Annotated in this window: 7 protein-coding genes; 2 read left to right on the forward strand and 5 right to left on the reverse strand. The window is 74.0% G+C overall.

The genetic code is table 11. The features are described from left to right. Positions 1-120 precede the first annotated feature (120 nt). From IE274_RS30580 to IE274_RS30590, 3 genes are all read right to left on the reverse strand, one after another. Positions 121-14,907, reverse strand: a complete 14,787-nt coding sequence (locus IE274_RS30580) for a non-ribosomal peptide synthetase (RefSeq protein WP_190119173.1) — start codon at positions 14,905-14,907, stop codon at positions 121-123. A gap of 529 nt (positions 14,908-15,436) precedes the next feature. Further along, complete coding sequence (locus IE274_RS30585; protein WP_190119174.1) at positions 15,437-15,907, reverse strand: nuclear transport factor 2 family protein; 471 nt, start codon at positions 15,905-15,907, stop codon at positions 15,437-15,439. After that, complete coding sequence (locus IE274_RS30590) at positions 15,904-16,452, reverse strand: cupin domain-containing protein (protein ID WP_190119175.1); 549 nt, start codon at positions 16,450-16,452, stop codon at positions 15,904-15,906. The genes IE274_RS30585 and IE274_RS30590 overlap by 4 nt, the downstream gene beginning before the upstream one ends. 140 nt (positions 16,453-16,592) lie before the next feature. On the opposite strand from IE274_RS30590, the gene IE274_RS30595 reads away from it, so the two are divergent. Next, on the forward strand, positions 16,593-17,642 hold the full coding sequence (locus IE274_RS30595; RefSeq protein ID WP_190119176.1) for a helix-turn-helix transcriptional regulator: 1,050 nt from the start codon (positions 16,593-16,595) through the stop codon (positions 17,640-17,642). Positions 17,643-17,677: 35 nt separating this feature from the next. Here IE274_RS30595 and IE274_RS30600 read toward each other — a convergent pair whose 3' ends face one another. Both IE274_RS30600 and IE274_RS30605 read right to left on the reverse strand, forming a co-directional pair. Further along, positions 17,678-18,295 (reverse strand): TOPRIM nucleotidyl transferase/hydrolase domain-containing protein, encoded by a 618-nt coding sequence (locus IE274_RS30600; RefSeq protein WP_190119177.1) that lies wholly within the window; start codon positions 18,293-18,295, stop codon positions 17,678-17,680. A gap of 65 nt (positions 18,296-18,360) precedes the next feature. Further along, positions 18,361-19,386 carry an alpha/beta fold hydrolase gene (locus tag IE274_RS30605; RefSeq protein ID WP_372447143.1) on the reverse strand — a complete coding sequence of 342 codons (1,026 nt, stop codon included), beginning with the start codon at positions 19,384-19,386 and terminating at the stop codon, positions 18,361-18,363. A gap of 545 nt (positions 19,387-19,931) precedes the next feature. Between IE274_RS30605 and IE274_RS30610 the strand changes: the two genes are divergently transcribed. Beyond that, entirely contained in the window at positions 19,932-20,465 is a 534-nt protein-coding gene (locus tag IE274_RS30610) for an NUDIX domain-containing protein (RefSeq protein ID WP_229909914.1), read from the forward strand. Positions 20,466-20,482: the final 17 nt, after the last annotated feature.

The raw sequence follows: 20,482 nt of genomic DNA on the forward strand, positions 1-20,482 counted from the left end.
GCACGCGTCCGCCGGGAGCACCCGCGCCACCCGTCCAGCCACCACCGCACCGCTCCCCGCCCGAGGAACCCGCCCTGAGGGGGCGGTACGGAACGCCGTCCGCCCCCTGCTCCCCCGCTGCTACTCCCCGTCCCCGCCCTCGTCCCCGCGGGCAAGGCCCAGTTCGGACCGTACGAGCGCCGCCACCCGCCGCACCTCGTCGCTCTCCAGCATCTCCCAGTGGTCGCAGGGCAGCGGCTCGACGAGGTAGCCGCCACCGGCGCGGCGGCCCCAGAACTCCCGTACCTCCTTGCGGTAGGCCTCGGGCGCCTCCTCCTCGACGGCCTGAACGAAGACGGTCCTGGCCGGGGTCGGCGGCGGGGCATAGGTCGCGATGGCGCCCCGGTTGTTGTTGTAGACGTCGAAGTACCGCTCGATCTGGTCGTCCTCGATGCCGGGGTACATGCCGTTGAACTTGACGAGCTTGTCGCGGAAGTCCGCCATGCCGACCGGGCCGACGGCGGCGCGCGCCGCGGCGTCCTCCGTGCCGGGCGCGTCGAGCAGCACGACGCTCAGGCGGGTGTGGCCCGCCGCGGCGAGGCGGCGGCCCAGCTCGTGCGCGACCAGGCCGCCGAACGACAGCCCGACCACGACCAGCGGGGCGCCGTCGAGGAGCGGCTCGGCCAGCTTCTCGTACGCCTCGGCCATCTCCTCGACCGTCGGCAGGAACGACTCGCCGGGGTGCAGGCCGGGCGACTGGATGCCGTACACCCCGACGGTGTCGGGGAGTTCCTTGGCCAGCGAGAGGTAGCAGAACGCGGTGCCGCCCGCCGGGTGGACGCAGAGCACGCGCGCGTGGCCGTCGCCCGCGCGGAAGGAGATGAGGTCGCTGGGCGGTGCGCCGGAGGCACCGCCGCGCAGCCGCTCGGCCTGTTCCTCGATGGTCGGGTGGAGCAGGACGTCGCGGACCGAGACCTCCTCGCCGAGTTCCTCGCGGATGGCGTGGGAGAGCTTGATGGCCGAGATGGAGGTGCCGCCGACGTCGAAGAAGCTGTCCCGGATGCCGATGTCGGCGGTGAGCAGGAGCCGCCGCCACAGTTGGTAGAGGGCCCATTCGGCGTGGTCACGCGGGTTGGCGCGGTTCACCTGGACGGGTCCTTCGGCGTTCGCCCGCTCGACGAGGGCGGCCCGGTCGAGCTTGCCGTTCGGGGCGAGCGGGAGCCGGTCCAGGGTCAGGAAGAGCGACGGCACGAGATACGTCGGCAGGCGCTCGCCGAGGAACGCGCGCACCTGCCCGTCGGACGGCCCGCCCACGGCCGGGTCGACGGGGACCACGCAGGCGAGCAGTTGCGGAGCGCCGTGCTCCGCGCTGACCACGACGGCGGCCTGGGCGACGCCCGGGTGCTGGATGAGGGCCGCCTCGATCTCGGCGGGCTCGACGCGAATCCCGCGGATCTTGGTCTGGTCGTCGGCGCGGCCCGCGTACACGAGTTGCCCGTCGGGGGTCCAGCGGGCGAGGTCGCCGGTGCGGTACATGCGGGCGCCGGGCGGCCCGTACGGGTCGGCGACGAACCGCTCGGCGGTCAGGGCGGCCCGGCCGTGGTAGCCGCGGGCGACCTGGCCCGCCACGTACAGCTCGCCGATCGCGCCGGGTGGCAGGGGCGTGAGGGCGGGGCTGAGGACGTGGGCGCGCATGTTGCCGAGCGGGGTACCGATGGGCGTGGCGCCCGTGTCCGCTGGGCACTCGTCGGCAGCGGCCTCGCCGGTGAGGCGTTCGTCTGCAGGGCTGGTGAGGCGTTCATCTGCACGGCTCTCGCCGGTGCGGCGTCCGGCGGCAGGCCCGTCCCCGGCAAGGCCCTCCTCGGCGACACGCCCCGCCGCCGTGAACGTCGTCGCGTAGAACGACTCGGTCTGCCCGTACGCGTTGACGACACGGGCACCCGGCACGGCCCGGCGCACCCGCTGGACGAGCGCGGCGGGCAGCGCCTCCCCGGCGAGGACGACGGAGTCGGCGCGCAGCGCCCCGTCGTCGAGCTGGTCGAGGAGTTCCGCGAGGACCGAGGGCACGGCGCTGATCAGGCCGCCGCTCCAGCCGCCGCGCTCGCCGACCGTGAGGACGTCGCGGACGACCTCGACGGTGCCGCCCGCGGCGAGGGTGGTGAGGATCTCGAAGACGGACACGTCGAAGTTGACGGACGTCGCGGCCAAGGTGCGGGTGTCGGCGGTGACCCCGGTGGCGTCGGCCAGGCGCAGTGCGCCGTTGACGAGGGCGCGGTGCGTGAGCGTGACGCCCTTGGGGGTGCCGGTGGAGCCGGACGTGTACATCACGTACGCGGCGTTGTCGGGCCGCGTCACCGCAGCCGCCACGTCCGGCCCGGGAGCGGCGAAGTCGACGTCCTCGACGCACAGGTGCGGGACGTCGTCGACGGCGGGCAGGACATGGGCGGTGGCGGTGCTGGTCAGGACGAGGGTGCAGCGGCCGTCGGCCAGGATGTGGGCGAGGCGGGCGCTGGGGTAGGCGGGGTCGATGGGCAGATAGGCCGCGCCCGCCTCCAGGACGGCGAGCATACCGACGACGAGGTCCGTGCTGCGGGGCAGTGCCAGGCCCACCACGGTCTCGGGGCCCGCGCCCCGGGCGACGAGCTCGCGGGCGAGCCGCCGGGTCCGCGCGCCCAGTTCCGCGTACGTCAGGGAGACATCGCCCCCGGTCACGGCGGTGGCTTGCGGGCACTGGGCGGCCCGCTCGGCCACGAGCCGGGGGACGGTCCGGTCCGGTACGTCGACGGCGGTGCCGTTCGCCCGGTCGAGGAGCAGCTCGCGTTCGGCGTCGAGCAGGAGGTCGAGGCGGGCGAGCGGGGTGTCCGGGTCGGCGGCGATCTGGTCGAGGACGCGGGCGAGGCGGGCGGCGATCGCCTCGACGGCGGCCCGGTCGAAGGTGCCGTCGCGGTACTGGAAGTCCATCCGCAGGTCCGGCTCCGCGATCACGGTCAGCGGGTAGTGGGTGCCGGAGATCGCCCGCGTGCCCGTGACGTTGACCCCGGCCGCCGCGAGCGCGGAGGCGAGTCTGGGCCGGTCGACCGGTATGGACTCGAAGACGAGCATCGTGTCGAAGAGGGTGCCGAGTCCGGTCCCCTTCTGGATGTCGCTGAGGCCGTGGTGATGGTGGTCCAGGAGGACGGCCTGGCGCTCCTGGAGCGCGGTGAGGACCTGCGCGAGCGTGTCCTGGGGCGCGTACCGCACCCGTACGGGAAGGCCGTTGACGAACAGGCCGACCATCTCGCCGACGCCCGCCACCTGCGGCGGCCGCCCGGAGACGGTGGTGCCGAACAGCACGTCCTGGCGTCCGGTGAGCTGCCCGAGGAGCAGTCCCCAGGCGCCCTGCAGGAGCGTGTTGAGGGTGAGGCCGAGGTCGGCCGCCCGGTCCTGGAGCGCGCGCAACGTGCGGGGCGGCACGCGCAGTTCCACGTGGCCGGGGTCGCTCCGCTCGACGGCGGTGGCCGGGGCGGGCCCGGCCAGGAGTGTCGGCTCGGTGATCCCGTCGAGTTCACGGGCCCAGGCGCGCGCGGCCGCCGCCTGGTCCTGCCCCGCCAGCCAGCCGAGGAAGTCCCGGTACGGGCGGACGGCCGGCAGCCCCGAGGCGTCGCCGTCGGCCGCGTACAGGTGCAGCAGGTCCGACACGAGCAGCGGCATGGACCAGCCGTCGAACAGGACGTGATGGGCGGAGAGCAGCAACTCGGCGCGCTCCGGGCCGGTTCGGGCCAGCGTCATCCGCAGCAGCGGCGGCTTCGCCGGGTCGAAGGGGACGGCACGGTCCGCGGCGATGAGACCTTCGACGGCCGTCTCAAGGTCGGCGGCACCGAGGTCGCGCAGGTCCACGACGCGCCAGGGCAGCGGCACGCCGTCGACGACGAGTTGGACCTGCTCGCCCGCCGCGCCGGTCGTGAAGGCGGTGCGCAGGGCGGCGTGCCGGTCAAGCAGCGCCTGGGCCGCCGTCCGCATCCGCTCGGCGTCGACGGCACCGCCGAGCCGCAGCACGAAGTGCACGTGGTAGGCGTCGTAGGAGACGTCGGCGAGGCTGCTCTCGAAGAGCAGCCCGGACTGCGCCGCCGTCACGGGCCAGACGTCGACGAGGCCGGGGTACGTCCGCTGCCACAGCTCGCGGTCGCCCGGCGCCACCGCGACCAGTGGCCGGTCGGCACGCTCGGGTCCAGGAGCAACGGTCCCGGCCGCTCCGGTCCCGGCCGTCTCGGTCGCGATCGCCGCGAGGTGGGCGACGGTGCGGTGCTCGAAGACCTGCCGGGTCGTCAGGGCGATCCCCTGGGTGCGGGCTCGCGAGACGACCTGGACGGAGCGGATGCTGTCGCCGCCGATGGCGAAGAAGTCGTCGTCCACGCCGACGCGTTCGAGGCCGAGGACGGCCGCGAAGGCGGCGGCCAGGAGCCGTTCGGTCGCGGTGCCGGGCTCGCGGTAGGCGGTGCCTTCAGCGCTGTCCGGCCGGGGCAGGGCGGCCTTGTCGAGCTTGCCGTTGGGGGTCAGGGGCAGCACGTCGAGGAGGACGAACGCGGTGGGCACCATGAACTCGGGCAGCCGCGCGGCGGCGTACCGGCGCAGCTCCTTGACCCGCACCCCGCCGGCGGCGGGCACCACGTAGCCGACGAGCTGCGCGGTGCCCCGGTTCGCGCGCACCACGACGACGGCGCGGGCGACGCCGGGATGCCGGGTGAGGACGGCCTCGATCTCGGCGGGCTCGATGCGCAGACCGCGGACCTTGATCTGGTCGTCGCCCCGGCCCAGGTACTCCAACTGGCCGTCGGGCAGGCGGCGTACGAGGTCACCGGTGCGGTACATGCGGGCGCCGGGCGGGCCGTACGGGTCGGCGACGAACCGTTCGGCGGTGAGGGCGGGGCGGTTGCGGTAGCCGCGCGCCAGGCTGGGCCCGGCCACATACAGCTCGCCCGGGGTGCCCTGGGGGGCGGGGGCGAGGCGCTCGTCGAGGACGCGGACCCGGACGTCGAGGCCCGCCGTGCCGATGGGGGCGGTGCCGGTCGTCAGCGGGTCACTGAGCGTGGCGCAGACGGTGGTCTCGGTCGGGCCGTAGGCGTTGACGAAGCAGCGGCCAGGCGCCCATGCGGCTACGAGGTCCGGCGGGCAGGCCTCGCCCGCGACGGTCAGCGCCCGCAGCGAGGTCAGGGTCTTCGGGGCCGCCTCCGGGAGGGTGGCGACGACGCTCGGCGGCAGCGTCGCGTGCGACACGTTCCGCTCCGCGAGCGTCTGGAACAGCTCGTCCCCCACGAGGCGCCGCTGGCGCGGCACGATCAGGGCGGCCCCGGTGGTGAGGGCCTGCACCAGCTCGACGAACGCGGCGTCGAAGCTCGGCGACGCCACCTGCAGGATGCGCGAGCCGGGCGTGATCGCGAGCCGCTCGCGCTTCGTGGCGCTCAGCGCGGCCAGACCGGCGTGGGTGACGGTCACGCCCTTGGGGCGGCCCGTCGAGCCGGACGTGTAGATCACGTACGCCGGGTGGGCCAGCGCGACCGGGACCTTCGGCTCGGTGTCCGGGACCCGTCCCCAGGCCGCCCGGGTCTCCTCGCCGTCGACGGCGATCACGTCCACGGGGAGTCCCCGCGGCAGTTCCGCGAGGCAGTCCGCGGTGGTCAGGATCGCCGCCGGGGCCGCGTCCTCGACCATGTACGCGATCCGGTCCGCCGGATACTCCAGGTCGACCGGAAGGTAGCCGGCCCCCGCCTTCAGCACGCCCAGGGCCACGGCGACCTGGTCCGCGCAGCGCGGCATCGCCACGCCCACCAGGCTCTCGGCGCCGACGCCCCGGCCGAGCAGCCAGTGCGCGATCCGGTTGGCCCGCGCGTCCAGTTCCGCGTACGACCAGACCGCTTCGTCGGACTCCACGGCGAGGGCGTCCGGGTCCTGGCGCACCCGGGCCGCGAACAGCTCCGGGAACGTGGCCTGTGCGACCTGGAGCGGGGTCTGCTCCCGTTCGGCGGCGAGGAGTTCGCCGCGTTCCTGGCCGGTGAGCAGGTCGGCGTAGCTGATGCGGTGCGAGGGGTGGGTGACGGCGGTGGTGAGGAGCCGTTCCCAGCGGGCGATCAGGGTCTCGACGGTGGCCCCGTCGAACAGTTCGGTGGAGTACTCCACGCCGATCTGGATGCCCGCGGGCCGCCGGTCCTCGAAGGTCTCGTTGAGGCTGAAGAGCAGGTCGTAGCGGGCCGTGCCGGTGCTCGCGTACGCGACGCCGACGCGGAGGCCGGGCAGTTCGAAGCGGCCTTCCTCGTTGTTCTGGAGGACCAACGCGATCTGGAACAGCGGGTGGTGGGAGGTGGACCGCTCCGGGTTGAGCTTCTCCACCAGGGCCTCGAAGGGGACGTCCTGGTGGGTGTAGGCGGCGAGGCTCGACGTGCGGACCTGGGTGAGCAGTTCGGCGAAGGTGGGGTCGCCGGAGGTGTCGGTGCGCAGCACGAGGGTGTTCACGAACAGGCCGACGAGGTCTTGCAGGTTCTCGTCGGTGCGGCCCGCGATGCCGCTGCCGATGGCGATGTCCTCTCCCACGCCCAGGCGGGTCAGCAGGGCGGCCATGGTGGCCTGCAGCACCATGAACGGCGTCGCGTCGGCGGAGCGCGCCAACTCGACGACGCCCCGGTGGAGTTCGGGCCCGAAGGAGGCGGTGAGCAGCTCGCCGGTGTAGGTGAGGGCGGCCGGGCGTGGCCGGTCGCCGGGGAGGGTCGTCGTCTCGGGCAGCCCGGCGAGCTGGTCCGCCCAGTAGGCGTTCTGCTCGCTGAACAGGCTGTCGGGGTCGCCGGGTTCGCCGAGCAGCTCGCGCTGCCACAGCGCGTAGTCCGCGTAACTCACCGGCAGTGGTTGCCAGTCGGGCGTGCCGCCCCCGGTGCGGGCCGTGTAGGCCGTGGCCAGGTCACGGGCCAGCGGGGCCACGGACCAGCCGTCCCCGGCGATGTGGTGGATCACCAGGGCCAGGACGTGGGCGTCGTCGCCCGTGCGGAACAGGTTCGGGCACACGGGGACGTCGGCCGTCAGGTCGAAGACGTGGCGGGCGCTGACGGCGACGGCACGGTCGAGTTCGTCCGCGCCGGGCACCGCCCGCACCGTCAGCGGCGGCCGCGCCTCCTGCGGCGCGAGCACGTGCTGGTACGGCCTGCCGTCCTCGCCCTCGGGGAACACGGTGCGCAGGGTCTCGTGCCGGGCGATCACGTCGTGCAGCGCCGACTCCAGTGCCTGGACGTCCAGTTCACCGTCCAGGCGGAGGACGAACGCCATGTTGTACGTGGGCGAGGGGCCCTCGAACTGGTGGAGGAACCAGAGGCGTTGCTGGGCGAAGGAGAGCGGCGGGCGCTCGGGGCGGGCGTCGCGGCGGGTCAGCGGGGCCCGGGTGCGCGCGCCGTCCGCCAGGTGCGGGACGAGCGCGGCGACGCTGGGGTGCGCGAAGAACACCCGCAGCTCCACCTCCGCGCCGAGGGCGGTACGGATGCGGCTGATCAGCTTCGTGGCGAGCAGCGAGTGGCCGCCGAGGGCGAAGAAGTCGTCGTCGATGCCGACGCGTTCGACGTCGAGAATGTCGGCGAACAGGTCGCACAGCAGCTCCTCTTGGAGCGTGCGGGGCTCGCGGCTGCCCGCCTGCGGGGCGAAGTCCGGCGCGGGCAGGGCCCGCCGGTCCAGCTTGCCGTTGGCGCTCAGCGGCACGGCGGCGATCGCCACCACGGCGGCGGGCACCAGGTGCGCGGGCAGGCGCTCTTGGAGGTAGCCGCGCAGCGAGCCGACCAGCACACCGATCTGCGTCGCCGCGGCCGGGTCGCTGGCCAGCAGCTTGTCCCCCCGCCCGGAGGGCAGGTACACGCCGGTCAGGGCGCGGGCGGTCACGGGGGCGTCGGTGAGGATCAGCGCCTCGAACCGGTCACCCGCGTCCGCCCAGGTCGACAGGGCGCTCCAGCCGAGCGCCGCGGCCCAGTCCCGCACCTGTTCCGGATCCAGCGCCGGCTGCCCGGCCGGGGCCTCCATCAGTTCGGCGTCGACGGCCAGGGCGACCTCGCCGCCGACGCGGGCGTTGGGGATCCCGGTCACGCGCAGCGCGTGCCCGTCCTGGGCGCGTACGAGGTCTTCCAGGCCCCGCAGGCCGGTGACCTGGTGGCCCCAGGTCACGGTCGGGGCGTCGCTGACGTCCTCGACGGGGGTGCCGGGCTTGTGCAGGACGACCTCGTACCGGTGGCGGGTGAGTTCGTTGTGCGCGGCGCCGGTCTTCAGGCGGATGTCGACGCCCGCGGCGCGGTGGCGGGCGGCCCACTGGTGGAACCACTCCGGGTCGAGGACCAGTTCGGGCTCGGTGAGCATGGCCCGCGCGATGGCGGCCCGCGCCGCCGACGGCGCGATGGCCTGGTGCTTGGCGTGCTGGGCGTGGTGCACCCCGGAGGCGAACAGGTGCAGCGACCCGGCGTTGCGCACGTCGCCCACCAGGATCCGCCCGCCCGGCTTGAGCAGGGTGAAGGCCTGGGCGAGGACCCGGTCCAGATAGGCGGTGTGCGGAAAGTACTGGATCACGGAGTTCAGGACCACCATGTCGAAGTGGCCCACCGGCAGCCCGCTCACGTCGTCCGCGTGCTGGTGGCGCAGCGTGACCTTGTCCGCGAACCCGGCGTCGGCCACCTCCCGCGTCAGCCGCCCGATCACCTGCGAGGACAGGTCGGTCGCCCAGTACTCCTCGACATGGGGCAGGACGTGCGCCATCAGCAGCCCCGCGCCCACGCCCAGTTCGAGCACCCGGTCCGGCCGCCAGCAGGTGATCTGCCGCACCGCGGCGTCCCGCCAGTCGCGTATCTCGTCCAGGTCGATCGGCTCACCGGTGTAGCTGGAGTTCCAGCCGGTGAAGTCCTCGCCCCACTGCGTGGTGGGCGCCGAGTAGACGTCGTCGTAGATCTGCTCCCACTCGTCGACCTGCCGCTCGGACTCCGCCACCTGCTGTGCGCCGTCCAGGTCCGGCACGACGTACGCCACCAGGCGCTTGTCGTCGTCCGCCGCGTGGACCGTGACGACCGCCCGCGCCACGGACGGGTGGTCGGCGAGGACCGCCTCGATCTCGCCGGGTTCGATGCGCATGCCGTGGATCTTGACCTGGTCGTCGGCGCGGCCGAGGTACGTCAACTGGCCGTCGGGGAGCCGGCGTACGAGGTCGCCGGTGCGGTACATGCGGGCGCCGGGCGGCCCGTAGGGGTCGGCGACGAAGCGTGCGGCGGTCAGGCCGGTGCGGTCGTGGTAGCCGCGGGCCAGGGAGGGGCCCGTGACGTAGGCCTCGCCGGGGGCGCCGGGCGGCACCGGGGCGAGCCGGCCGTCGAGTACGCGGACCCGGGCGTCGGCCACGGCGGTGCCGATGGGGGCCGCCGCGCCCGTGAGGGGCGTGCTCATGGTGGCGCAGACGGTGGTCTCGGTCGGGCCGTAGGCGTTGACGAACCGCCGCCCCGCGCTCCACCGCGCGGCGAGTCCCGGCGGACAGGCTTCACCCGCGACGGTCAGCACCCGCAGCGCGCCGAGCGTCTGCGGGGCCTCATCGGGCAGGGTGGCGACGACGCTCGGCGGCAGCGTCACATGGGTGATCGCCCGCTCCGCGAGGACCTGGTACAGGTCGTCGCCGACCACGCGCCGCAGCCGGGGCACCACGAGCGCCGCCCCGCTGGTCAGGGACTGCACCAGCTCCCAGAACGCGGCGTCGAAGCTCGGGGAGGCCACCTGCAGGACGCGGGAGGTGGGTTCGACGGCGAGGCGCGCACGGATGGTGGCACTGAGCGCGGCCAGACCGGCGTGGGTGACGGTCACGCCCTTGGGGCGGCCCGTCGAGCCGGACGTGTAGATCACGTACGCCGGGTGGGCCGGAGCGAGGGCGACGCGCGGCGCGCTGTCCGGGGCCTGCCGCCAGGCCGCCTCGATCCCCTCGGCGTCGACGGCGAGCACGTCCACGGGCAGACCAGGCGGCAGCTCGCCGAGCGCGTCCTGCGTCGTGAGGATCACCGCCGGAGCCGCGTCCTTGACCATGTACGTGATCCGGTCCGCCGGATATTCCAGGTCGAGGGGAAGGTGGGCCGCGCCCGCCTTCAGCACACCGAGCACGAGCGCGACCTGGTCCGCGCAGCGCGGCATGGCCAGGGCCACCAGGCTCTCGGGCCCGACGCCCCGGCCGAGCAGCCAGTGCGCGATCCGGTTGGCCCGCGCGTCCAGCTCCGCGTACGACCAGACCGCTTCGTCGGACTCCACCGCGAGGGCGTCCGGGTCCAGGCGCACCCGCGCCGCGAACAGCTCCGGGAACGTGGCCTGCTCGACGGCGGGCTCGGGAGGGGGCGCGGTCAGGTCGCGGTGCTCGGCGGCGGTGAGCAGGTCGGCCTCGCCGATGGGTCGGCCGGGGTCGGCGACGGCGGCGGTGAGCAGGTGCTCCCAGCGGGTGAGCAGGGTCTCGATCGTCGCCGCGTCGTACAGCTCGGTGGAGTACTCGGCCGTCAGGGCGATGCCCGCGGGGCGGGTGCCGCCCCCGAAGGTCTCCGTGAACGTCTCCGTCAGGCTGAGCATCACGTCGTAGCGGGCCGTGCCGGTGCCCCGGTCGTCGACGTCGGCGCGCAGGCCGGGCAGCTCGTAGGCGGCTTCCTCGTTGTTCTGGAGCACCAGCGCGATCTGGAACAGCGGGTGGTGGGAGGTGGAGCGCTGCGGGTTGAGCTTCTCCACCAGGACGTCGAAGGGGATGTCCTGGTGGGTGTAGGCGGCGAGGCTGGTCTCGCGGACCTGCGCGAGCAGGTCGGCGAAGGTGGGGTCGCCGGAGGTGTCGGTGCGCAGCACGAGGGTGTTCACGAACAGGCCGACGAGGTCCTTGAGGCTCTCGTCGGTGCGGCCCGCGATGCCGCTGCCGATGGCGATGTCCTCCCCCACGCCGAGCCGGGTCAGCAGGGCGGCCATGGTGGCCTGCAGCACCATGAACGGCGTGGCGTCCGCGGAGCGCGCCAACTCGACGACGCCCCGGTGCAGTTCCGGCGAGAAGGCGCGGCGGAGCACGTCGCCGCTGTAGTCGAGATCGGCCGGTCGCGGCCGGTCGCCGGGGAGGGTCGTCGTCTCCGGCAGCCCGGCGAGCTGCTCGGCCCAGTAGGCGTACTGCTCGCCGAACAGGCTCCGCGGGTCCGTCTCGTCGCCGAGCAGCTCGCGCTGCCACAGCGTGTAGTCCGCGTAACTCACGGGCAGCGGCGCCCAGTCGGGCGCGGCGTGCGCCGCCCGGGCGCGGTAGGCGGCGGTCAGGTCGCGGGCCAGCGGGGCCAGGGACCAGCCGTCCCCGGCGATGTGGTGGATCACCAGGGCGAGGACGTGCGCGTCGGCGCCGGTGCGCAGCAGCCGCGCCTGCACGGGGATGTCCGCCGCCAGGTCGAACGAGCCGCGGGCGGCCGCGGTGAGGCACTCCGCCAGCGCGGCCTCGCCGTCCACCTGCTGCGCCGTGAGCGTGACCCGGTGGCGCCGGTCGACCTCGTCGGCGTCCAGGACGTGCTGGTAGGGCTCGCCGTCGGCCTGGGGGAACACCGTGCGCAGCGTCTCGTGCCGGGCGATGACGTCGTGGAGGGCCGACTCCAGCGCCCCGGCGTCGAGCGCGCCGGTCAGGTGGAGGACGAACGGCATGTTGTACGTGGGCGAGGCCTCGTACTGCTGGAGGAACCACAGGCGCCGCTGGGCGGGCGAAAGCGGCAGCCGCTCGGGCCGCACGGCGCCGGGGGCGAGCGGGGTGCGGGCGCGGGCGGAGCCGTCCAGGTGCGGGGCGAGTCCGGCGGCGGTGGGGTGGGCGAAGACGGTGCGCAGCTCGACCTCGGTCCCGAGTCTCGCGCGCAGTCGGCTGATGAGCTTCGTCGCGAGCAGCGAGTGGCCGCCCAGGGCGAAGAAGTCGTCGTCGACGCCGACCCGCTCCAGGCCGAGGACCTCGGCGAACAGGCCGCACAGCAGCGCCTCGCGAGGGGTGCGCGGGGTGCGGCCGGTGGACTGGGCGGCGAAGTCCGGGGCGGGCAGGGCGTGCCGGTCCAGTTTGCCGTTGGCGTTCAGGGGCAGCTCGGCGACGGCCAGGACGGCGGCGGGGACGAGGTGGGCGGGCAGCCGCTCCTTGAGGTGGCCGCGGAGCGATCCGGCCAGGGCGTTGATCCGGGCGGCGGCGGCCGGGGCGTTGGCCGCCGCCGCGTCGGGGCGGCCGGACGGGAGGTAGGTGCCGGTGAGGGCGCGGCCCTCGGCCGTGCCGTCGGTGAAGACCAGCGCATCGAAGCAGTCGCCGGTACGCGACCAGGTCACCGCGGCGCTCCAGCCCCGCGCCGCCGCCCAGTCGGCAAGCTGCTGCGGGTCCAGTGCAGTCTGCCGTGCGTGCAGCGCCGTGTGCTGCGGATCCACTGCCGTCTGCTGCGGGTCCGACGTCACCCCCTGCGGATCCAGCACCGCCCCCTGCGGAGCCGCCACCGCCCGCCGCGAGCCCGGCACCGCGTCAACTGTGGACCGCCGCTCCAGGAGGCGGGCACCGGCAGCCAGGGCGGCCTCGTCGCACAGGCGGGCGTTGGGGACACCGGTCACGCGCAGGACGCGTCCGCCGCCTTCCCGCACCCGCTGCTCGACCGCGCGCAGATCGGTGACGTGTCGGCCCCACGCCACCGCCGGGACGCCGCCGACGTCCTCGGTGGTCACGCCGGGCTTGTGCAGGACGACTTCGTAGCGGTGGCGGGTCAGCTCGTTGTGGGCCGCGCCGTCCTTGAGGCGGACGTCAACCCCCGCGGCACCGTGACGCTCGGCCCAGTGGGCGAACCAGTCGGGGTGCAGGGCGAGTTCGGGATCGGTGAGGATCGCACGGGCCACCGCCACCCGCACCGCCGACGGCTCGGCGCCCGGCCCGTCCGGCTCCTGGGCGTGCCGCGCCCCGGCGTGGAACAGCGGCAGCGTGTCCGCGTTGCGCACGTCCCCGACCACGATCCGCCCGCCCGGCGCGAGCAGCGCGAAGGCTCCGGCGAGGACCCGGTCGAGGTAGGCGGTGCCCGGGAAGTACTGGGCGACGGAGTTGAGGACCACCGTGTCGAAGTGGCCCTCCGGCAGGCCGCGCACGTCGTCGGCGCTCTGGTGGCGCAGCGTGGCCCGGTCCCCGAACCCGGCCCGCTCGGCTTCGCGGGCGAGGCGGTCGACGGCGCGGGCGGAGAGGTCCGTGGCCCAGTACTCCTCGACGCGGGGCAGCAGGCGGGACGCCAACAGACCGGATCCGGCGCCGATTTCGAGGATCCGGCGCGGCTCCCAGGACAGGATGCGCCGCACCGCCGCGGCCCGCCACTCCCGCATCTCGGCCACGTCGATGGGCTCGCCCGTGGCGCGGGAGTTCCAGCCGGTGAAGTCCTCGCCCCAGGCCGTGTCGGGGGCGGCGTAGACCTCGTCGTAGACCCGCTCCCACTCCGCGACGATCCCCGGCCCGGACTCGGCACGAAGGCCCGGTCCCGCCTCCCCCTCCGCCGGGTCGGGCTCCGGCACCACGTACGCCACCAGGTGCCGCTCGCCCGCGCGGTCCTGCCGCAGGACCACCGCGGCGCGGGCCACGCTGGGGTGCCGGTCGAGGGCGGCCTCGACCTCGCCGGGCTCGATCCGGAAGCCGCGGATCTTGACCTGGTCGTCGGTGCGGCCGTGGAAGGTGTAACAGCCGTCGGGCGCGCGGGAGACCAGGTCGCCCGTGCGGTACATGCGGGCGCCGGGGCGGTCGCCGAAGGGGCAGGCCACGAAGCGCTCGGCGGTCAGGGCGTGGCGGCCCGCGTAGCCGCGGGCCAGGCCCGCGCCCTCCAGGTACAGCTCGCCGGGCTCGCCGTCCGGCACCGGGGCGAGCGCCGCGTCCAGGACGTGCGCGCGCAGGGCGACCAGTGGCCGACCGATCGGCACCACGTCGCCGAGGTGGTCGGCCCCGGTCATGGGGTGGAGGGTGGTGGCGACGGTCGCCTCGGTGGGCCCGTACCCGTTCACCACGGTCAAGCCGGGGCAGGCGCGCAGGACGCGCGTCACCGCGGCCGGGGACAGGGCCTCCCCGGCGGCGCACACCTCACGCAGCCCGGCGAAGGCCGTCGGGTCGTCGTCGGCGATCAGCGCGAACAGGGCCGCCGTCAGGACCACCATGGTCACACCGTGGTCGGCGACGGCCGCCGCGAGCACGGTCGCGTCGATGCGTCCGGGCGGGGCGAGCACGACGGTGCCGCCGCCGAGGAGCGGTATCCACAGGTCGTACGTGGAGGCGTCGAAGGCCACGGTGTTGTGCATCAGGAGCCGCTCGTGGTGCCCGGCCGCGAAGGCGGGGTCGGCGGCGAGGCCCACGACGCCCCGGTGGGTGATGGCGACGCCCTTGGGCAGGCCCGTGGAGCCGGAGGTGTACATCACGTGCGCGAGGTGGTCCGGCCGCGTGCGGCGCGCAGGCCGTGCCACGGCGGCCGCGGCGAGGTCCGCAGCCGTGGTGGGCGCGTCCAGGACGAGGCGGGGCGTGCCGTGTTCGGGCAGGTCGGCCGTGGTGCGGGCGTCGGTGACGAGGAGGGCGGGCGCGGCGTCGTCGAGGAGGAAGCGGAGGCGCTCGCCGGGGTGTTCGGTGTCCAGGGGGAGATAGTGGCCCCCGGCCTTGAGGACGGCGAGGACGGTGACGACGTACGCGGCCGAGCGCGGCAGCGCCACGGCGACGACGGACTCCTGGTCGACTCCGTGCGCGCGCAGGACCTGGGCGAGCCGGTTGGCCGCCGTGTCCAACTCCCCGTATGTCAGAGGTGTGCCGGTCCCGCCGACCACGGCGGCCGCGTCCGGGGTGGCGTCCGCCCACTGCTCGAACCGGGCCGCGACGGTCGTGTCCGCCGTGGCCCCGGAGACAGCCCTGGCCCGAGAGGCGACTGCGGCCTGAGCGACAGTCATGTCTGAAGTGGCCAGAGAGGCGGAAGGGTTCCCCGGGACAGCCATGCAGGCACGCTCCTTCTGTGGCCACTGTGGTAGTTGGCAACACCACGGACCATAACGTTCCGGCCAGGCCGGACGGAAGGTTCGACCGTCGACGCCGAGGCACTTCGCCCCGGCCCGCCGACTTGCCCCGCCACCAGGCCTGTTGGGTCACTCGGCCCCGTGCGCGCCACGGCGAGGGCGGCGTCAGGAGGCCGGGAGGCCCAGCCCCGCCGAGGGGCGGGTACGGCTCCCCTGGAGAGGGATGCGGAACGAACTGGTCGGGATGCAGCTCGTATCAGCCATCCTTGATCACTCTTGAACGCGGCCCCGCGCCTCCGCTTCACAATCTTCACTTGCGCATCACACGACACTTGAGCCTCTTCACTGACTCATAGGCCGGTTCCACTTGGGGGCGTTTTCAAGCCATGCGACTGCCCGGACCCGACACCAAGGCACCGAAGGCCCCGAAGACCCCCAAGCCCTCCACCCCCCAAGACGCAGGCGCTCAGGGCGCGTACACCGGGGTCAGGTCGAGCACGACGCGGAAGTCCACGATCAGTCCGTCGGCGCCGACCCGCCAGATCGTCACCGCGGGCAGGGTCACCTCCTTCGCGTCGAGCCGCGTGTACGTCACGTCGGTGACGGCGATGGTCGTGTCCTCGACGACCCAGGCGTCGACGATGCGGTGGCTCAGTCCCGCGATGGTCTCCATGAACGCGGTGTTGGCGGCGAGGACGGCCTCGCGGCCGACGAGCGGTTCGCCGTTGCCGAAGACCATGGTGGCGTCCTCGGCGAGGAGGTCGGCGACGCCGCGCAGGTCCCGGCGGTCGATCTTCGCGAAGAGGGCTTCGGGCGTGGGGGCGGCGGGCGTGTGCGCGGTGGTCATGGTGTCTCCGGTGGTCGTGACGCCTGCGGCCGTCAGGTCGGCGACCGTGGTCGTGGCATCGGCGGTGGTGGTGTCGTGGGCCGTGGTCATGACGTCTCCGGTCCCGGCGGCGGGCCCTCGGCGGGGCCCGCGATGTCCGCGCCGTAGGACCGGGTGAGCTCGGCGAGGCGGGCGAAGTCGGCGGGGTCGAGCGGGGGCGCCTGCTCGCCCGGCCGCGCCGGTACGCCCGCCTCGGCGAAGAAGCGCTCGAACCCGGCGGGCGCTGTGAGTATCAGCATGCGAGCGGGCGTCACGCCCGGGTTGGTGAACCCGTGCACGATGCCCCGCGGCAGATAGAGGAAGTCGCCCACGCGGGCCAGGGCCGTCGTCTGCCCGGCGAGGACCTCCAGCTCACCGTCGAGCAGGTAGAAGGCCTCGTCCTCACGGCCGTGCACATGCGGCGGCGGCCCGCCGCCGGGCGGCACCGACGCCTCGATCAGCGCGAACGCGCCGTTCGTCGCGTCGCCGCTCGCCTTGATCGTGTAGGTGTCCCCCACCACCCACAGGGACTGGCCTTCTCCGGATCGGACGTGGCGGACCCCCGTCGGCACCGTCGGCACCGTCGGCACCGTAGGCACTTGATTGATCGCGGTCATAGCGTCTCCTTCTTGCGTTCCCCCGGAACTGCCGTTCCCCCATGAACTGCCTGCTCACGACGTTAAGGGCGCAGGTTTCCGCTGCCTATACCACTTTTCTGGTGCTCTGCCGGGGACCGGCCTGTGCCACGATGAGTGATGTGAACCACAGCACCCGGGAGCGTGCCTACGAGCGGGTGGCACGGCTCACCGGCGCGCACCTCGATCTGCCGACGTTCCTGGACGAGGCGTCCGAGCTGCTCGCGACGGCTCTGCCGCACGACGCGGCCTGCTGGCACACCATGGATCCGGCGACGCTCATCGAGACGGGTTTCCACCTCGAGAACATGCCGAAGGCCCCGGACGCCGAGGTCGCGGCCCTCGCGTATCTGCCCGACGACTTCAACTCCTTCGTCGCGCTCGCCCGCGCCGGTCGCCACAGCGGCGTCCTCAGCACGGCCACCGGCGGCCGGCCGGAGCGGAGCCTGCGCTACCGCGAGCTCCTGCGCCCGCACAACGTCACCGGCGAACTGCGCACGTCCTGCGTCGTGGACGGCACCTGCTGGGGCAACTTCGCGTTCTTCCGCGAGGCCCCGGCCGACTTCACCGAGGACGAGCAGGACTTCGCCCACGACCTCGCCGCGGTGCTCGGCGGCGGCTTCCGGGGCGCGGTGGTGCGCGGCAGGAGCGGCAGCGGTACGGCGGGGCTCTGGCCCGGGCTGCTCCTGTTCGACGAGAACCGGCGCGTCGAGTCGGCAACCGGCCCGGCCCACCACTGGCTCGGCGAACTCGGCTTTCGCGGCTCGACGGGCGCGGACCCCCTCCCGTACGCCCTCCTCATGGTCGCCGAGCACGCCCGCGGGGCCGCCGCCGACGCGAGCGTGCGGGTCCGCGGCGAGTCCGGCGCCTGGGTCGAACTGCACGCGTCACCGGCGTCCGGCGGCGCACCGGGCAGGATCGCCGTCATCCTGCAGTCCGCCACGGCCCCGTCCGTCGCGTCGCTGCTGTCCGCCGCGTACGGCTTCACGCCCCGGGAACGCGAGCTGGTCGACCTGGTCCTGCGGGGCTGCGGGACGGGCGAGATCGCGACGCGCCTGTTCATCTCGCCGCACACCGTCCAGGGGCACCTCAAGTCGATCTTCGCCAAGACCGGGGTACGCAGCCGCCGGGAGCTGGTCACGCGCGTGTTCACGCCGGATCGCGGCGCCTGACGGCCGCGTGCCGGACGGCTGGCCTACCGCGGCGGTCAGAGGCCGGCGAGGAGGTCGTCGAGCGGGGCGGGTACGCGGTCGGGGTCGAGGGCCTCGACGAGGACGCGGCCATAGCGGATCTTGCGTCCCCCCTTCGAGCCGAGGAAGCGCCGCACCTGCTGGTGTGCGGTACGGCTCTGCTGTGCGGGCTGGCGCTGGAGGGTCTGCAGGGCGCGCAGGTCGCCCTCCGCCCGGACCAGTTCCTCGACCCGTGGCACGCCCAGCGCGCGGATCAGCTCGTCCTCCAGGTCCGCCGCGCAGACGAAGATCTCCTCCTCGGCCGCACCGGCACGCTCCAGGCCGCGCTCGTAATAGGGCCGCTCCGCCTCGTCGCACAGTCCGATGAGACGCAGGCCCAGGCCGGGTGGCCCGAGGAGCCGGGCGAAGCGCCCGACGCTCATCGCGCCGCCCATCGACAGGACGCAGACCCCCTCGGCCGCCAGGTTCCGGCCGCGGCGGGCGGCCAGCGCGCCGACCGCTTCGGCGTCGCTCGGCCCTTCGAGCAGGACGACCGACCGGACGGCGAGGTCCTCGGCCAGCTCGCGTGCGGGGTCGCCGGGGCCACCGGCCGCCCACGCGGTGACCGCTTCCCGGAACTGCCCCATGTCAGCCATGGGAGGAGTGTCCGCTGTTCCCGGCCGCGGCGGTAAGGATTTTCCGCGCGGCGGGTCGAGGCCGGTCAGCGGGTGACCTGCGCGCCGACCCGATTGGCGCCCTGCTGGCCGGGCTGTGCGGTCGGCTGTTCGCCGGGCTGTGCGGTGGCTCGTGCCCTGTCCTGCTCGGCGACCTGCGCGGCGACGCGCTCGACGGCCCTGACGGCGACCTCGGGCTCGTCGGCGTAGAGGGTGTGCCCGCTGTTGCGGGCGACGATCCCTTCGCTGTTGCGGGACACCGCCTGCCACTCCTGCTGGCCCTTGGCCCAGTCCTCCTCGAGGCCCGGCCCGTACGTGGGCACCTTCGCGAGGTACCGCTTGCCGTGCCGGATCACCCGCACCGGGATGTCACCGGCGGAGCGGACGTCCTGGTCGGTGAGGACGAGCCGTTCCGGGTTCTTCCCCGCGTGGCTCGCGAGGATCTGGTCGCGCAGGTCGCCCGCCGGGCCGGGGGCGGACTCGGGGATCCGCTTCGTGAGGTCGGCGACGGCGGTGGGCGAGGTGGCGTCCATGAGGACCAGGCCCCGGATCCGGTCCGGGTGGTCGGGGGCGTACCGGGCGGCGAGCATCCCGCCCATGGAATGCCCGGCCAGGACGACCGGTTCGTCCCCGGCGACCTCGTCGAGCACAGCCGTCAGGGTCCGCCCGACACGGTCGAGGTCCTGGCGGCCGTGGGGCAGGTCGCTGTCGCCCGCGCCGAGCCGGTCGTAGGAACAGACTCGGCCCTTCTCGGTCAGGCGCCGCTGCAGGTCGGCCATCTTCGTCAGGTCGTCGCCCCCGCCGTGCAGCAGGACGATGACGGGCCGGTTCTCGGACGGGCTGCCGGAGCAGGAGACGTTCACCAAGTGGCCGTCAGCAGTGATCTTCTTGATCCCGGTGAGCGGGTCCTTGTCCGCACTCCACGTGGGCGCGGCGTCGGTCGATGTCGCCTTCGCGTCCGTCGCGTCCGTCGACGAATCGCCACAGCCGACAAGCACCGCACCGGCCACGGCGCAGTACAGAGCAATCGCGGCAGGCGCCCCGATCTTCTCGCGGATCACAATTCCCCCCACTGGCTGACTCTGTCCGCCGAACCGCAATGGCCGTGACGAAAGGCGCCTACACGACCGCCTCTCCCTCTTCCCTGACGCTTCGGCCGACGCTCTGGCCACCCCACATCTATACACGGCCAACGCGCGCAAGCCATGGCCGAAAGTGCACATCCGGGGGCACGGCCGCACGCCCCGTCGACACCGCGCCGCGCACCCCGCCGGAGCGCCGCGCTCCCGGATGGGGGCAATACCCCCGACGAGTGAACAGCCACGCACGAGTGGTTCGATTCCCCGCCCTCCGAGACGTCGCAGGCCCGGCGCCGCCCACTCGAACGTTTCGGCGACGGTTCGTCCGCCCGTCGGCGTGACGCACGGCTGATCAGGCACGTTCTCCGGGCACTTCCCTGACCCCGCTCCCGAGGAGACCTCGTGAATACCCTCCCTGTCCCTGCCACCGGCCCGTGCGTGTTCGACAATCCCCGGCCCCACGACACACGCCCCGTGCAGCGGGTTGACGCTGCCCGCCGCGCCGTCCGCGCAGCACGTCCGTCACCGAGGTGGTGGGCATGACCGACACCAAGACCCCGGCCGACAACGGTGGCCGTGCGAGCGGGCGGTACCGGCACATCACACACGTGATGCTGCTGTTGCAGCGCAGCGACGGACGCGTGCTCACCGTCCGCCACCGGATGTCGTCCACGCACTCGCCGGGGCTGCTCACGGTGGTCGGCGGGCACCTGGAGGAGGGCGAGTTCGCCCAGCAGGCCGCGTTGCGGGAACTCGTCGCGGGGACCGGGGCCCAAGTCGCCCCGGCGGATGCGGAGTTCTGCCAGCTCGTGCACTACCTGGACAGGGCCGGAGAGCGCTCGATGGGCGTGGCGTTCACCGCGCGCCGGTGGCAGGGCGAGCCACGGAACACGGAGCCGGACAAGCACACGGGCCTGGTGTGGGTGCAGCCCGGCAACGCGCCGTCCGACTGCCACCCCTACACCCGTACCGTCCTCGCCAACTTCGCCTCGGGCACGACTCTCTACGAGGAGATCACGGCACCGGACGAGGCGGTCGCCGCACCGGCGACGGAGCGGGGTGGTGCGGCGTGAAGCGGTTCTTCGGACGC

This window comes from Streptomyces flavofungini, from assembly GCF_014650815.1.
In the GTDB taxonomy this organism is placed as follows: Bacteria; Actinomycetota; Actinomycetes; order Streptomycetales; family Streptomycetaceae; genus Streptomyces; species Streptomyces flavofungini.

What these genes read in the sequence shown, in the direction of transcription:
- IE274_RS30580 (WP_190119173.1), bottom strand. Translation starts at nt 14,907, where the DNA reads ATGACTGTCGCTCAGGCCGCAGTCGCCTCTCGGGCCAGGGCTGTCTCC.
- IE274_RS30585 (WP_190119174.1), bottom strand. Translation starts at nt 15,907, where the DNA reads ATGACCACGGCCCACGACACCACCACCGCCGATGCCACGACCACGGTC.
- IE274_RS30590 (WP_190119175.1), bottom strand. Translation starts at nt 16,452, where the DNA reads ATGACCGCGATCAATCAAGTGCCTACGGTGCCGACGGTGCCGACGGTG.
- IE274_RS30600 (WP_190119177.1), bottom strand. Translation starts at nt 18,295, where the DNA reads ATGGCTGACATGGGGCAGTTCCGGGAAGCGGTCACCGCGTGGGCGGCC.
- IE274_RS30610 (WP_229909914.1), top strand. Translation starts at nt 19,932, where the DNA reads ATGACCGACACCAAGACCCCGGCCGACAACGGTGGCCGTGCGAGCGGG.